A 13,548-nucleotide genomic window follows, 5' to 3' on the forward strand; every position below is an offset into this window, starting at 1 on the left:
TGTTCGCGCAGGTCGGTGGCGCCTTCTGCGGGGAGGGGTGGCGGGCTGGCCAGGCCCGCTACGGGGTGGTGAGGGTTTGGTCACCGCCGGGCGGTGTCGATCATCCGGGGGCGGGTGGATGGTGGGTGGCCGCACCCCGGGATAGCGGCACCTCGCGGGGTTGTTCGCCCAGGTGCGGGTGGGCACGGGCCGGCTGCGTGGGGTGGTGGCGGGTCGGTCACCGGCGGGTGGTGTCGGTCAGGACGAAGGTGTCCGGGGGCGGGTGCGCGGCGGTGGCCGCTCCCCGGGGAAGCGGCACCTTGCCGGGTCGTTCGCCCCGGTGGGGTGATGAGGGTCGGTCACCGCCGGGCGGTGTCGATCAGGACGAACGTGTCCGGGGGCAGGTGGGTGGCGGTGGCGGCGCCCCACGACGCGAGGACCTCGCCCGCGGGTTCGCCCAGGTCGGCCGGCTCGGGGCCGAAGTTGCACACCAAGCGCAGCGCGCCGCGGTCCAGTACCAGCAGCGCGTCGTCGGCGTGCACCGCGAACCGGTCCAGCCACGGGTCCGCCAGCTCGGGCCGGGACCGGCGCAGCGCGATCAGCGACCGGTACAGCTCGAGCATCTTGCGGTGCCCCTCCTTGCCCGGCTCCGACCAGTCCAGCCGCGACCGCTCCACCGTCGCCCGGTCCATCGGGTCCGGCACCTCGGCCTCGCCCCAGCCGTGGCGCGCGAACTCGCGCCGGCGGCCCGTCCGGACCGCCTCCGCCAGCTCCGGGTCGGGGAACGAGGCGAAGAACTGCCACGGCGTGCTCGCCGCCCACTCCTCGCCCATGAACACCATCGGCGTGTACGGCGAGCAGAACACGATCGCCGCGCCGCAGGCCAGCCGGCCGGGGGACACCGAGGCGGACAACCGGTCGCCGGTCGCCCGGTTGCCGATCTGGTCGTGGTTCTGCAGGTAGATCAGGAACCGGTGGCCGGGAACGGTCCGCGTGTCCACCGGGCGGCCGTGCGTCCGCTCCCGGAACGACGACCACGTGCCGGCGTGGAAGAACGCCTGCCGCAGCGTCCGCTCCAGCGCCCCGGGCGCGCCGAAGTCGGCGTAGTACCCGCTGGTCTCCCCGGACAGCGTCACGTGCAGCGCGTGGTGCAGGTCGTCGCACCACTGGGCGTGCAGCCCGTACCCGCCGCCCTCGCGCGCGGTGACCAGCCGCGGGTCGTTGAGGTCCGACTCGGCGATCAGCGTCAGCGGCCGCCGCACCGCCGCGGACAGCGCCTCCACCTCCACGGCCAGCTCCTCCAGCAGGTGCGTGGCCCGCCGGTCGTTCAGCGCGTGCACCGCGTCCAGCCGCAGCGCGTCGACGTGGAAGTCGCGCAGCCAGCCCAGCGCGTTGTCCAGCACGTACCGGCGGACCTCGTCGGAGCCCTCCCCGTCGAGGTTCAGCCCGGGACCCCAGTCGTTCCGCCCGGCGAAGTACGGCCCGAACCGGTCCAGGTACGCCCCGGACGGCCCGAGGTGGTTGTAGACCACGTCGAGCACCACGGCCAGGCCCCGCGCGTGGCAGGCGTCGACGAACCGCTTGAACCCGTCCGGCCCGCCGTAGGGCTCGTGCGCCGCGCCCCACAGCACGCCGTCGTACCCCCAGCCGTCGGTGCCGTCGAAGGAGTTGACCGGCAGCACCTCGACGAACGTGACCCCGAGGCCGGCCAGGTGGTCCAGCCGCTCGATCGCCGCGTCGAACGTGCCCTCGGGCGTGAACGTGCCGATGTGCAGCTCGTAGATCACCCCGCCGGGCAGGGCGCGTCCGGTCCACGAGGCGTCGGTCCAGGCGAACGCGGAGTGGTCGTAGATCCGCGACGGCCCGTGCACACCCTGCGGCTGCCAGGCCGAGCGCGGATCGGGAAGCGCTTTCTCATCGTCGTCGAGCACGAACGCGTAGTCGGCGCCCGGCGGCGCGGGCACGTCGGAGAACCACCAGCCGCCGCCCCCGGCGGTCATCTCGTGGTCGGCGCCCCCGGTGCGCACGCGGACCCGGGAAGCCGCGGGGGCCCACACGCGGAACGTCATGACTCTCCTCGCACCAGCAGGGCGACCGGGTACCGCGCCAGCATTGCGGACAGCTCACCGGTGACCGCCGCCCCGGTGATCGCGTCGGTCCACGCACCGGCGGGCAGCGGCAGCACCGTGTCCCGCCAGCCGCCGCCCTCGGCGAGCCCCACCGGCAGCCGCGTGGCCACCGTGATCAGCCCGCTGCGCTCGAAGGCGACCGCGTGCGCGGCGGCCGGGCCCTCGGCGTGCAGGCGGCGGTAGCCGGTGAACAGCTCCGGGCGGTCCCGGCGCAGGGTCAGCGCCCGGTGCACGACGAGCAGCTTCGCCGCACCGGAGGAGTCGACCGGCGGCAGCCACCCGCCCGCGATCTCCTCCAGCAGCCTGGCGCGCAGCGCGTAGTCCACCGGCCGCCGGTTGTCCGGGTCGACCAGCGACAGGTCCCACAGCTCGGTGCCCTGGTAGACGTCCGGCACGCCGGGCGCGGTGAGCTGGATCAGCTTCTGCGCCAGGGAGTTCGACCACCCCGGGCCGCGCACCCGCTCGACGAACTCCTCGACCTCGGCCGCCAGGTCCGCGTCGCCGAGGACCTCGTCCGGCCAGGCCGCGACCGCCCGCTCGAACTCCTCGTCGTGGTCGGTCCAGGTGGTGCGGAGCTTGCTCTCCTTGGCCGCCTTGTCCAGGTAGCCGCGCAGCCGGTCCGGGGTGATCGGCCAGGCGCCCACCAGCGTCTGCCACGCCAGCAGGTTCAGCGACGGCTCGTCGATCCCGCGCCGCGCGGTCCACCGGGTCACCGCCTCGGCGAACTCGCCCGCCACCTCCGACAGCACCGCCAGCCGGGCCCGCACGTCCTCGGACCGCTTGGTGTCGTGCGTGGTCAGCGTGGTCATCGCCGCCGGCCAGCCGGCCTCGCGCGCGGCGGCCATCGCGTGGAAGGCGTCCACGGAGGAGCCGAAGTCGTGGGGGGAGCCGCCGACCTCGTTGAGCGCGGCGAAGCGCGTGTAACGGTAGAAGGTGGTGTCCTCGGTGCCCTTGGCGACCACCATGCCGGACGTCTGCTGGATGCGGGTGGCCAGCTCGCCGCGCGGGTCCTCGCGCACCTGGAAGTCCAGCGCGTCGATCGCCTCGGCGAGATCGGGCCGCGCGGCGCGGGCGGCGGCGATCGCGGCCGCCCAGTGCGCCGCGCCCTCGGGCAGGTAGGACCGGTACACCGGGAACGCGATCATCGTCTCGGCCACCGCGCCCTGTGCCGCCTCGGGTTCCACGCCGCGCACCAGCGCGGCGATCCGGCGCACCTCGGCCACCAGGATCCGGTCGGTCACCAGGCGCCGCGCCCGGTCCTCGACCTCGGCGTAGTCCACCGGCTGGCCCAGCCACCGGGCCAGCTCGGTCAGCGGCGCCTCCCCGGCCGGGTCGACCAGCAGCCCGGTGATCTCCCGCAGCGCGTCGTAGCCGGTGGTGCCGTCCACCGGCCAGCTCTGCGGCAGGTCCTCACCCGGGTGCAGGATCTTCTCCACCACCAGCCACGCCTCCGGCGCGCCCGCGCGCAGCATCCGCATGTAGCCGCCCGGATCGGCCAGGCCGTCCGGGTGGTCCACGCGCAGCCCGGTGACCTCGCCCTCGGCGACCCAGCGCAGCACCTCGCCGTGCGTGGCCTGGAAGACGTCGGGCAGCTCGACCCGCACCGCGGCGAGCGTGGTGATGTCGAAGAAGCGGCGGTAGTTCAGCTCCGCGTTGCCGCGCCGCCAGCCCACCAGCTCGTAGTGCTGCCGCGCGTGCACCTCCTCGGGGCTGCCCTGCCCGGTGCCGGGCGCGATCGGGAACCGGTGCTCGTAGTAGACGAGTTCCTCGCCCTCGACCCGCAGCCCGGCCACGTCGGCGTCGTCCCCGAGGACGGGCAGCAGCACCTTGCCGCGCCGCCAGTCGATGTCGAAGTAGTCGGCGTGGGCCGAGCCGGGGCCGTGCCGCAGCACGTCCCACCACCACGGGTTCGCCTTGGCGACCTCGACCGCCATGTGGTTGGGCACGATGTCCACGACGAACCCGAGCCCGGCCTCGCGCAGCCGCTTCGCCAGCGCCCGCCGCGCGTCCTCGCCGCCCAGCTCCGGCCGTGCCCGCGTCGGGTCGACCACGTCGTAGCCGTGGGTCGAACCGGGCGTGGCGTCCAGCACCGGCGAGGCGTAGAGCGCGCCCACGCCGAGCTCGCGCAGGTAGGGGATGCGGTCGGCGGCGTCGGCGAAGGTGAACTCCGGGCGCAGCTGGACCCGGTAGGTGGCGGAGGGTCTCATGCGTCCACCCGCTGCAGCACCACGAGCGAGCGGGCGGGCAGGTTCAGCGTGCCGCCCGCGGGCACCGGCTCACCCGGCTCCTCGGCGACCGTGCCGGCCTCGGTGTCGACCACCACCGCCCAGCCCGCGCCGTAGTCGGCGCCCGGCAGCACCAGCTCGATGTCCTCGTAGTGCGCGTTGAACGCCAGCAGGAACGAGTCGTCGGTGACCTTCATGCCGCGCGGGTCGAGGTCGTTGATGCCCTCGCCGTTGAGGAACGCGACGATGGCCTTGCCGAAGCCGTCGTCCCAGTTCTGCTCCTTCATCTCCTCGCCGGACGGGGTGAACCAGGCGATGTCGCGCAGCTCCTCACCCTTGCCGATGGGCTTGCCCGCGAAGAAGCGGCGGCGCCGGAACACCGGGTGCTTCTTGCGGAAGGCGGCCAGCGCGGCGGCGAACTCGACCTGGTCGGCGTTGGCCTTGGCCAGCGACCAGTCCATCCAGGAGATCTCGTTGTCCTGGCAGTAGACGTTGTTGTTGCCCCGCTGGGTGCGGCCCATTTCGTCGCCGTGCAGCAGCATCGGCACGCCCTGCGACAGCAGCAGGGTGGCGAGCATGTTGCGGCGCTGCTTCGCCCGCAGCGCGAGCACCTCTTCGTCGTCGGTCTCGCCCTCGACACCGCAGTTCCACGAGCGGTTGTCGTCGGCGCCGTCACGGCCGTCCTCGCCGTTGGCCTCGTTGTGCTTGGTGTTGTAGGACACCAGGTCCTGCAGCGTGAAGCCGTCGTGCGCGGTGACGAAGTTGATCGAGGCGTACGGGCGGCGGCCGTCGTCCTGGTACAGGTCGGATGATCCGGTCAGCCGCGAGGCGAACTCGCCGAGCGTGGCCGGCTCGCCGCGCCAGAAGTCCCGCACGGTGTCCCGGAACTGGCCGTTCCACTCCGTCCACAGTGGAGGGAAGTTGCCGACCTGGTAACCGCCCGGCCCGACGTCCCACGGCTCCGCGATCAGCTTGACCCGGCTCACCGTCGGGTCCTGCTGCACCAGGTCGAAGAACGTGGACAGCCGGTCGACGTCGTAGAACTCGCGGGCCAGGGTGGCGGCGAGGTCGAACCGGAACCCGTCGACGTGCATCTCGGTGACCCAGTACCGCAACGAGTCCATGATGAGCTGCAGGGTGTGCGGGTTGCGCACGTTCAGCGAGTTGCCGGTGCCGGTGTAGTCCATGTAGTACTGCGGCTCGTCCTCGACCAGCCGGTAGTAGGCCTGGTTGTCGATGCCGCGCATGGACAGCGTGGGGCCGAGGTGGTTGCCCTCGGCGGTGTGGTTGTAGACCACGTCGAGGATGACCTCGATGCCGGCCTCGTGCAGGGCCTTGACCATGCCTTTGAACTCCTGCACCTGGCCGGCCTGCTCGGGCAGCGCCGCGTAGCCCTCGTGCGGGGCGAAGAACCCGATCGTGTTGTAGCCCCAGTAGTTGCGCAGGCCCTTCTCGGCGAGGCCGTGGTCGGTGATGAACTGGTGCACCGGCATCAGCTCGATCGCCGTGACGCCGAGCTTCGTCAGGTGCTCGATGACCGCCGGGTGCGCCAGGCCGGCGTAGGTGCCGCGCAGCCGCGGCGGCACCTCCGGGTGGTTCATGGTGAGGCCGCGCACGTGCGCCTCGTAGATCACCGTCTCGTTGTAGGGCGTGCGCGGCGGCCGGTCGTCACCCCAGTCGAAGAACGGGTTGACCACCACCGCGTGCGGCACGTGCGCCGCCGAATCGGCGTCGTTGCGCTCGTCCGGTTTGCCGAACGGGTAGGCGAACAGCGCCTCGTCCCAGTCGATGTGACCGGCGATCGCCTTGGCGTAGGGGTCGATCAGCAGCTTGTTCGGGTTGCAGCGCAGGCCGCGCGACGGGTCGTAGGGACCGTGCACGCGGTAGCCGTAGCGCTGACCGGGACCGACACCGAGCAGGTACCCGTGGTGGACGAACCCGTCGACCTCGGTGAGGCGGTGCCGTTCCTCGGTGCCGTCGGCGTCGATCAGGCACAGCTCGACGAACTCCGCGACCTCCGAGAAGAGGGCGAAGTTGGTGCCCACACCGTCGTAGGTGGCGCCGAGCGGGTAGGGCATTCCGGGCCAGGGCGGCACAGGTTCTCCTTCTAGCGTTGAGCGAGCCGTGATGTCCGACGTGTGCCCAATCTAGCGGTCTTCACGCGCTTCGCCCGGCCAACGGGCGCGCGGCGCGCAAATACTCCACGACATGGCGCACTCGTGCGTCCGCGAAGAACGCTTCCACCGCGACGGGCAAGGGAATCCGCCAGTTCGGGTACTCGTCCGTGGTGCCGGGCAGGTTGGGCTGGCGCCGCTCGCCGATCACGTCGGCCGGCGCGGTCAGCAGCAGGCGCGACGCGGCGGAGGCGAGCAGGGTGTGCAACGCCGTCACCGGGTCGTCGCCCGGGATGCCCTGCTCGGCGATGAACGCGAGCAGGTCGGACCGTTCGGCCGCGGCGCTCGCCGCCTCCTTCTCCGGCGGCCCGTCGAGCAGCCCCAGCTCGGCCCGCACCCGCACGTGCTCGCCCGCGAGCCACCCGGCCACGGTCGGCAGGTCGTGGGTGGTGATGCTCGCCATCGCGTCGCGGTCCCACTCGGCGGGCGGCACGAACGGGTGACCGGGGGAGTCGTAGTCCCGCTGGAACCACAGCACCGCGGAGCTGAGCACCCCGCGCTCGTGCAGGGTCTTGGTCACCGCGGCCTCGACCGTGCCCAGGTCCTCGCCGACGACCACCGCGCCCGCGCGGTGCGCCTCCAGCGCGAGGATGCCCAGCATCGCCTCGGCGTCGTAGTGCACGTAGGTGCCGCGGGAGGGCGGCTCGCCCGGTGGGATCCACCACAGCCGCCACAGCCCGGCGACGTGGTCGATCCGGATGCCGTCGGCGTGCCGCAGGACGCCGCGGATGACGTCGCGGAAGGGCGCGTAGCCCAGCTCGGCCAGCCGGTCCGGGCGGAACGGCGGCAGGTTCCAGTCCTGGCCCTGCTGGCTGAAGGCGTCCGGCGGCGCGCCGACGGTCACCTCGGCCGCGAACGCGTCCCCCAGCGCCCAGGTGTCCGCGCCGCCGGGGTGCACGCCGACCGGCAGGTCGTGCACGATCCCCACCGGCATCGCCCCGGCCGCCTCGCGGGCCCGGCCGAGCTGGTCCTCGCACAGCTGCTGCAGCCAGCCGTGGAAGGCGATCCGGCCGGCCAGCTCGGTGCGCGCGGCGGCGACCGCGCCGCCGCGCGGATCGCGCAGCGGTTCCGGCCATTCGCGCCAGTCCGGGCCGTGCCGCTCGGCCAGCGCGCAGAACGTCGCGAAGTCGCGCACGGCCTCGTCCAGCGCGGTGGGCTCGTGCAGCGGCCACAGCAGTTCGAGCGCGGCCAGCTTGGCGCTCCAGATGGCATCGTAGTCGATCAGGTCCGCGTTGTCCGGCCGCAGGGCCAGCACCCGCGCGCGCAGGTCCTCGCCGGCGCGGGCGAACTCGGGCGTGCCGGTGACCCGCAGGTAGAGCGGGTTGGCGTAGCGGCGGCTGGCCGGCGAGTACGGGGAGCGTTCGACCGGGTGGACCGGGCTGATCGCCTGCACCGGGTTGACCAGCAGCACCCCGGCGCCCAGCTCGGCGGTCGAGCGCCGGGCGAACTCGGCCAGGTCGCCGAAGTCCCCGGCGCCCCACGAGGCGTCCGAGCGCAGCGAGTACAGCTGCAGCATCCAGCCCCAGGCCGGCGGCACCTCGGGCAGGCGGTGCGGCACGACGGCGAGGGTGATCTCCTGCCCGGCGGTCTCCACGCGGTGCCAGCCCAGCGGCAGATCGGCGGGGATCATCCGGCCGATCTCCCGGCGGGTGCCGTCCTCCAAATGCAGGACAGCGGGCCCGCCCGCGTCGTGTTCGGTACCTTCTCGCAGCACGAGCGTCGGGGGCAGCACGGTGGCCGCCCGGCGTTCGCGGACCGCGGCCAGCTCGCGGCGGATCGCGTCCGGCCCGGACGCGTCCACCCCGAACTGGGCGAGGACGGCGACGACGACGTCCGGCTCGACCTCGACCTCGCGTTGCTCGGCGTTCTCGTACCGGGTGGCCACTCCGTGGGCGTGCGCGAGGGCGATCAGGTCGGGTTCCACCCGTTCAGGATCCCGGTCCGGGGCGGGTGCCGCCACACGAACGAGACGAGGAGAACGCATGGCGCGCTGGGCCGATCACGCGATCTGGTGGCACGTGTACCCGCTCGGCTTCACCGGCGCCCCACCGTCGGCGCTGCCCGAGGGCAGCGGGCCCGAGCACCGGCTGGCGCGGCTGGAGCCGTGGCTCGACTACGCCGTCGAGCTGGGCTGTTCCGGCCTGCTGCTGGGGCCGGTGTTCGCGTCGCGGACCCACGGCTACGACACGGTCGACCACTTCCGGATCGATCCGCGGCTGGGCGACGACGCCGATTTCGACCGGTTCGTCGCCGCCGCGCACGGCCGCGGCCTGCGGATCGTGCTGGACGGTGTCTTCAACCACGTTTCGCGCGAGTTCGGGCATCCCGAGTGGTTCCGGCGCGAGGGTTCCGGCCACGCGGTGTTCGAGGGGCACCAGCACCTGGTGGCGCTGGACCACACGCAGCCGGCGGTCGCGGACTACGTGGGCCGGGTGATGAGCCACTGGCTCGGGCGCGGCGTGTCCGGGTGGCGGCTGGACGCGGCGTACGCGGTACGGCCGGAGTTCTGGGCCGCGGTGCTGCCCGGGGTGCGGCAGCGGTTCCCGGACGCGTGGTTCGTGGGCGAGGTGCTGCACGGCGATTACGCGGGGTACGTCGCGCGCAGCGGCCTGGACTCGGTGACGCAGTACGAGCTGTGGAAGGCGATCTGGAGCTCGCTGCACGACGGGAACTTCTTCGAGCTGTCGTGGGCGCTCAAGCGGCACGACGAGCTGATGGAGTCGTTCGTGCCGCAGACCTTCACCGGCAACCACGACGTGACGCGGCTGGCGAGCCGGCTGCCCGACGAGCGGCACGTGGCGCACGCGCTGGCCGTGCTGTTCACGGTGGGTGGCGTGCCGAGCGTGTACTACGGCGACGAGCAGGCCTTCCGCGGCGTCAAGGAGGAACGGGAGGGCGGGGACGACGAGATCCGCCCCGAGTTCCCGGCCGGCGCGGGGCAGCTCGCGCCGTACGGCTGGCCGGTGTACCGGCTGCACCAGAGGCTGATCGGCCTGCGGCGGCGGAACCCGTGGCTGGTGCGGGCGCGCACGGAGGTCGAGCACCTCACCAACCGGGCGATGGCGTTCCGCTCCCGCGACGGTGACGAGGAGATCCTGACGTTGCTCAACACGGGTGACGACCCGTATCGATTCCCGGTGGGCATCTATGGGTTGCGGGTGCTGGACTCCTCGTCGCCGGACGGGAAGGCCCCGTGGCCGACGGTGCCGCCGCACGGATGGGCGGTGCTGGGCCGGTGACCGGGGTGCGGCCGGATTGAGCCGCGCCCTCCGCGCACCTGCTGCGGGCCGGCGTTGAACCAGTCTTCAGGCGGTGTCCTCCGGGCGGCGCCGCTCGATCATCGTGTCCGGCGCCGACTCCGGGACCTCCGTGCGCAGGTCGGAGTCCCGCAGCACCTCACGTGCCTGGGCCTCCGGGTCGGCGCTGCCGGCGTGCTCCTCCTCGGGCAACAGGGTCGACCGCGTTTCCGCGCGGTCGTCCACCGCGTTGCGCTCGTCGAACACCCGCGGCCGGTCGAGGTCGTGCTCGGCGCGGACGCGGTTCTCCTCGGCGGGCGACATCTCCGTGGCGCCCAGGTCCAGTGGCTCGTCGTTGCGCGGTGTCACACCGCGGGCGTACCCGATCACGGGTTCCTTCACACCCCGCCGGCCCCGCGTCCGCGCGGGGCCGGCGACAGCACGCGCGTCAGCGGGTCCGCTGCTCGGTCGCGGCCGGGGTGGCCTCCGTGATCTGCACGGTCGCGAGCACGTTGTCCTGGCCGGGGTTCTGCGTGCACTGCGAGTCGAACGTGCCGAGGCCGGTGTCGGAGCCGTCGGCCTTCTTCGGGTGCAGCGTCAGCAGCAGGTCGCCGACCGAGACGGTCGCCGGGCCGGCCTGGGTGAACGTCAGCGACGGCGTCGTGCCGGTCGCGGTCACCTCGAAGGCGCCGGAGGCGGGGATCGCGGTGGGGGCGATCGTCGTCGGGACCGTGACCGGCAGCGTCGCCTCCGGGGCGGCGACCGTCGCGGACGCCTGGGCGGTGCCCTCGACCGTCTTGGCGCCGACCAGGTTCAGCCCCGCCGTCGCGGTCGCCGGCACGGTGGCGACGGCCTCGATGCCGAACTCGGGCGTCGGCTGGCCCACGGTCGCGGTGGCGGGGATGTCGGCGTTGATCACGACGCTGATCTGCTGGTTGCCGATCAGCGGGAACGGGCAGGTGTAGGTCAGGGTCAGCGAGGCCGGGTCGGCGGCGCCGGTGCCGGCCCCGGCGAGCAGCCCGGCCGCGGCCGAAACCGCCAGAACCGACCCGGAGAGAAATCCGCCCGCAACGCTCTTCCGATTCATCGAAATCTCCGTTGATTGTTCGCCGGAAAGGATTACCGGCGAGTAATCTAATGACCGGAAAATGGCCGGGCAAGGCGCGGCGGAAAACTTGTCACCGGGTGCAGGGGTTTTCCCGGGGAAGTTGGCATTCCCGGTGGAGCTGCGGATTTCCGCTTCGCACTCACCCGGATGACAAGTCTCGATTCGTTCCGCTGGCACCGCGCTGACAAGTTTTGACACCCATTCGCAAGATCACTAAGGTCCCGTCGTGACCCAATCCCTGCCGCAGTTTCTCGCGACCTGGGCCCGCCGGGAACCGGACGCCGTCGCGGTGTCCGACGCCACCCGCTCGCTCACCTGGGCCGAACTCGACCGGCGCGTGACCGCGGTGGCCGCGTGGCTGCGGCGCTTCAGCTTCGACGGCGTCCGCGCCGCGATCCTGGCCGACGAGGGCGTCGACTGGGTCGTGGGCTTCCTCGCCACCCTGCGCGCCGGCCTGGTCGCGGTGCCCGCCTTCGCGCCCGGGCGCGACGACGCCTGGCTCACCGCGACGATCACTGACGCCGCTCCGGAAATCGTGCTCACCACCGGGGAAAAACTGCTCGACGTCCGCGCGCTCCTGGACACCGCCGGGGTCGAGGTGTGGCGGATCGTCGCGATCGACTCCGTGCCCGCCGAGGAGTCGGGCCTGGCCGAGCCGGACCCCGCCGGCGACGCCTGCCTGTGCTACACCTCCGACTCGGTCGGGGTGGTGCTCACCCACGCCGGTCTCGTCGACAGCGCCGCGCGCACCGCCGAGGCGCTCCGGCTCGGCGACCGGGCCGCCGTGGTCGTCAACTGGCTTCCGCTGTGCCAGCTGGGACTTCCGCTCGCCGTGGCCGCGCCGGTGTTCGCCGGCTGCCCGGTGGTGCACCTGCCGCCCGAGGAGGTTCGGGAGCGCCCGGAGATCTGGCTGCGCGCGCTCGAGGCCCACCCAGGCGCGGTGACCGCGGCGGCGAACTCGTTCCTCGCGCGCTGCCCGGTGCCCGAGGGGCTGGACCTCAGCGGCGTCCGTGCGCTGCTCGACGTGGGCGAACCGGCGCGGTATCGCGCGGTGCTGCCCGGGTCGGGCCTGCGCCCGGACGCGCACCGCGCCGCGTACGGGCTGCTGGAGGCCACCGGCCTGGTGTCGGTCGGAGACGGCCCGATGTCCAGCGGGCGGCCCGGCCGCTCCGTGGTGATCGCCGACCTGCGGACGCGGCGCTCGCTGCCCGCGGGCGTGGTGGGGGAGATCTGGGTGACCGGGCCGACGGTCGCGCGCGGGTACTGGCGGCGGCCCGCCGCGTCGGCGGAGACGTTCTGCGCCCTGCTGCGCGACGACGCCGAGGCGGGCGAGCCGGGCTGGTGGCTGCGCACCGGCGACGCCGGGTTCCTCTCCGGCGGCGAGCTGACCGTCCTCGGGCGCCTGGCGAACCGGTTCCGGGCCGGGGACGCGGAGATCCAGGCGGAAACCGTGGAGGCGACGGTCGAACGGGTCGTGCCCGAGCTGCTGCCGGGCTCGGTGATCGTCTTCCCGGTCGCCGAGGGGGAGGTCGTGGTGCTGGCCGAATCGGACGGCCCGTTCGCCGGCGCGGTGGCGATCGAACAGGCCGTCGCGGACGGCTTCGAGCTGCGGGTGCGTGACGTGCACGTGGGCTCACCGGGCTGGCTGCCGCGCACCGTGGCGGGCAAGCCCGCGCGCGGCGCCTGCCGGGACGCCTACCTGGCGGGCATCCCGGCGGCTCCGTAGCCGCTAGACGAGTAATGCGGAAGTCTGGGTGGTGTCTGGAGACGGGCGAAGGGTGTTCAAGATCCGTTTGTGACGACAGACCTGAACACCCTTCTCACCGCACTCTACGTCAAGATTGACGACCGCTTGGCGGGCCGGCGTCGGCTGGGCCGGCCACCGAAACTGACCGACGCCGAGTTGGTCACCCTGGCCGTGGCCCAGGCACTGCTGGGGTTCACCTCCGAGGCCCGGTGGTTGCGGTTCCTGCCCGCCCGGATGCCCGGCGCGTTCCGGTACTTGCCCGGCCAGTCCGGCTACAACCGTCGCCTGCGTGCCGCGTTGCCACTGGTCAAACAGGTGATGCGCTGGTTGGCGGCGGACACCGACCTGTGGACCGACGCCACCTGGATCGTCGACTCGACCCCGGTGGAGTGTGGCCGCTCCTTGCCCACCGTAAAGCGCTCGGACCTGGCCGGTTGGGCCAAGTACGGCTTCTGCCGCTCGCACTCCCGCTGGTTCTGGGGCCTGCGCCTGCACCTGATTTGCACCCCGGCCGGACTCCCGGTCGTCTGGGCTCTGGCCGACCCGAAGATCGACGAGCGGCAGGTACTCATGGCGATCTGCGACCACGAACCTCACCTGCTTACCGAACGCCCCGGCCTGCTGATCATCGCCGACAAGGGCTACGTCTCCCGCGAACTCGACCGCTACCTCACCGAACGGGGGGTCCGGCTGATCCGGCCCTCCTACCGCAACCGCCAGCCCCACCCCGGCGAACCGCTGCTCAAGTCCATCCGCCAGCTCATCGAGTCAGTCAACGACACCCTCAAAGGCCAACTGAACCTGGAACAGCACGGCGGACGCACCATCGAAGGCGTCGGTGTCCGCATCGCACAACGACTACTCGCCCTCACCGCCGCCATCTGGCACAACCACGCCACAAGCCAACCCATCACCCGATCCCTGACCGCCTACGACCACTGACCAAGTTA

General features: G+C 72.8%; 9 protein-coding genes. 3 read left to right on the forward strand and 6 right to left on the reverse strand.

What is annotated here, in order from left to right:
- Nucleotides 1-338 precede the first annotated feature (338 nt).
- From treZ to malQ, 4 genes are all read right to left on the reverse strand, one after another.
- Nucleotides 339-2,048, reverse strand: coding sequence for a malto-oligosyltrehalose trehalohydrolase (gene treZ, locus L1857_RS16615; protein WP_094006971.1), 1,710 nt, complete (start codon nucleotides 2,046-2,048; stop codon nucleotides 339-341).
- Nucleotides 2,045-4,315 carry a malto-oligosyltrehalose synthase gene (gene treY, locus L1857_RS16620; protein WP_249465530.1) on the reverse strand — a complete coding sequence of 757 codons (2,271 nt, stop codon included), beginning with the start codon at nucleotides 4,313-4,315 and terminating at the stop codon, nucleotides 2,045-2,047. The genes treZ and treY overlap by 4 nt, the downstream gene beginning before the upstream one ends.
- Entirely contained in the window at nucleotides 4,312-6,429 is a 2,118-nt protein-coding gene (gene glgX, locus L1857_RS16625) for a glycogen debranching protein GlgX (protein ID WP_094006975.1), read from the reverse strand. Before glgX ends, treY begins: the two co-directional genes overlap by 4 nt.
- A gap of 61 nt (nucleotides 6,430-6,490) precedes the next feature.
- Nucleotides 6,491-8,431, reverse strand: a complete 1,941-nt coding sequence (gene malQ / locus L1857_RS16630) for a 4-alpha-glucanotransferase (protein ID WP_249465532.1) — start codon at nucleotides 8,429-8,431, stop codon at nucleotides 6,491-6,493.
- Between the two features lie 58 nt (nucleotides 8,432-8,489).
- Here malQ and L1857_RS16635 point away from each other — a divergent pair, with 58 nt between their 5' ends.
- The gene (locus L1857_RS16635) at nucleotides 8,490-9,746 is read left to right on the forward strand and encodes an alpha-amylase family protein (protein WP_249465535.1); all 1,257 of its coding nucleotides are present in this window, start codon (nucleotides 8,490-8,492) and stop codon (nucleotides 9,744-9,746) included.
- Between the two features lie 66 nt (nucleotides 9,747-9,812).
- Here the strand turns inward: L1857_RS16635 and L1857_RS16640 are convergent, their stop codons facing one another.
- Both L1857_RS16640 and L1857_RS16645 read right to left on the reverse strand, forming a co-directional pair.
- On the reverse strand, nucleotides 9,813-10,145 hold the full coding sequence (locus L1857_RS16640; protein ID WP_249465538.1) for a hypothetical protein: 333 nt from the start codon (nucleotides 10,143-10,145) through the stop codon (nucleotides 9,813-9,815).
- A gap of 46 nt (nucleotides 10,146-10,191) precedes the next feature.
- On the reverse strand, nucleotides 10,192-10,830 hold the full coding sequence (locus L1857_RS16645) for a DUF6801 domain-containing protein (RefSeq protein ID WP_094006980.1): 639 nt from the start codon (nucleotides 10,828-10,830) through the stop codon (nucleotides 10,192-10,194).
- Between the two features lie 247 nt (nucleotides 10,831-11,077).
- Here L1857_RS16645 and L1857_RS16650 point away from each other — a divergent pair, with 247 nt between their 5' ends.
- Both L1857_RS16650 and L1857_RS16655 read left to right on the forward strand, forming a co-directional pair.
- The gene (locus L1857_RS16650) at nucleotides 11,078-12,577 is read left to right on the forward strand and encodes an AMP-binding protein (RefSeq protein ID WP_116109990.1); all 1,500 of its coding nucleotides are present in this window, start codon (nucleotides 11,078-11,080) and stop codon (nucleotides 12,575-12,577) included.
- A gap of 69 nt (nucleotides 12,578-12,646) precedes the next feature.
- Nucleotides 12,647-13,540, forward strand: a complete 894-nt coding sequence (locus L1857_RS16655; protein ID WP_116109991.1) for an IS982 family transposase — start codon at nucleotides 12,647-12,649, stop codon at nucleotides 13,538-13,540.
- Nucleotides 13,541-13,548: the final 8 nt, after the last annotated feature.

The sequence above is a fragment of the Amycolatopsis thermalba genome (assembly GCF_023376025.1).
Taxonomy (GTDB): Bacteria; Actinomycetota; Actinomycetes; order Mycobacteriales; family Pseudonocardiaceae; genus Amycolatopsis_E; species Amycolatopsis_E thermalba.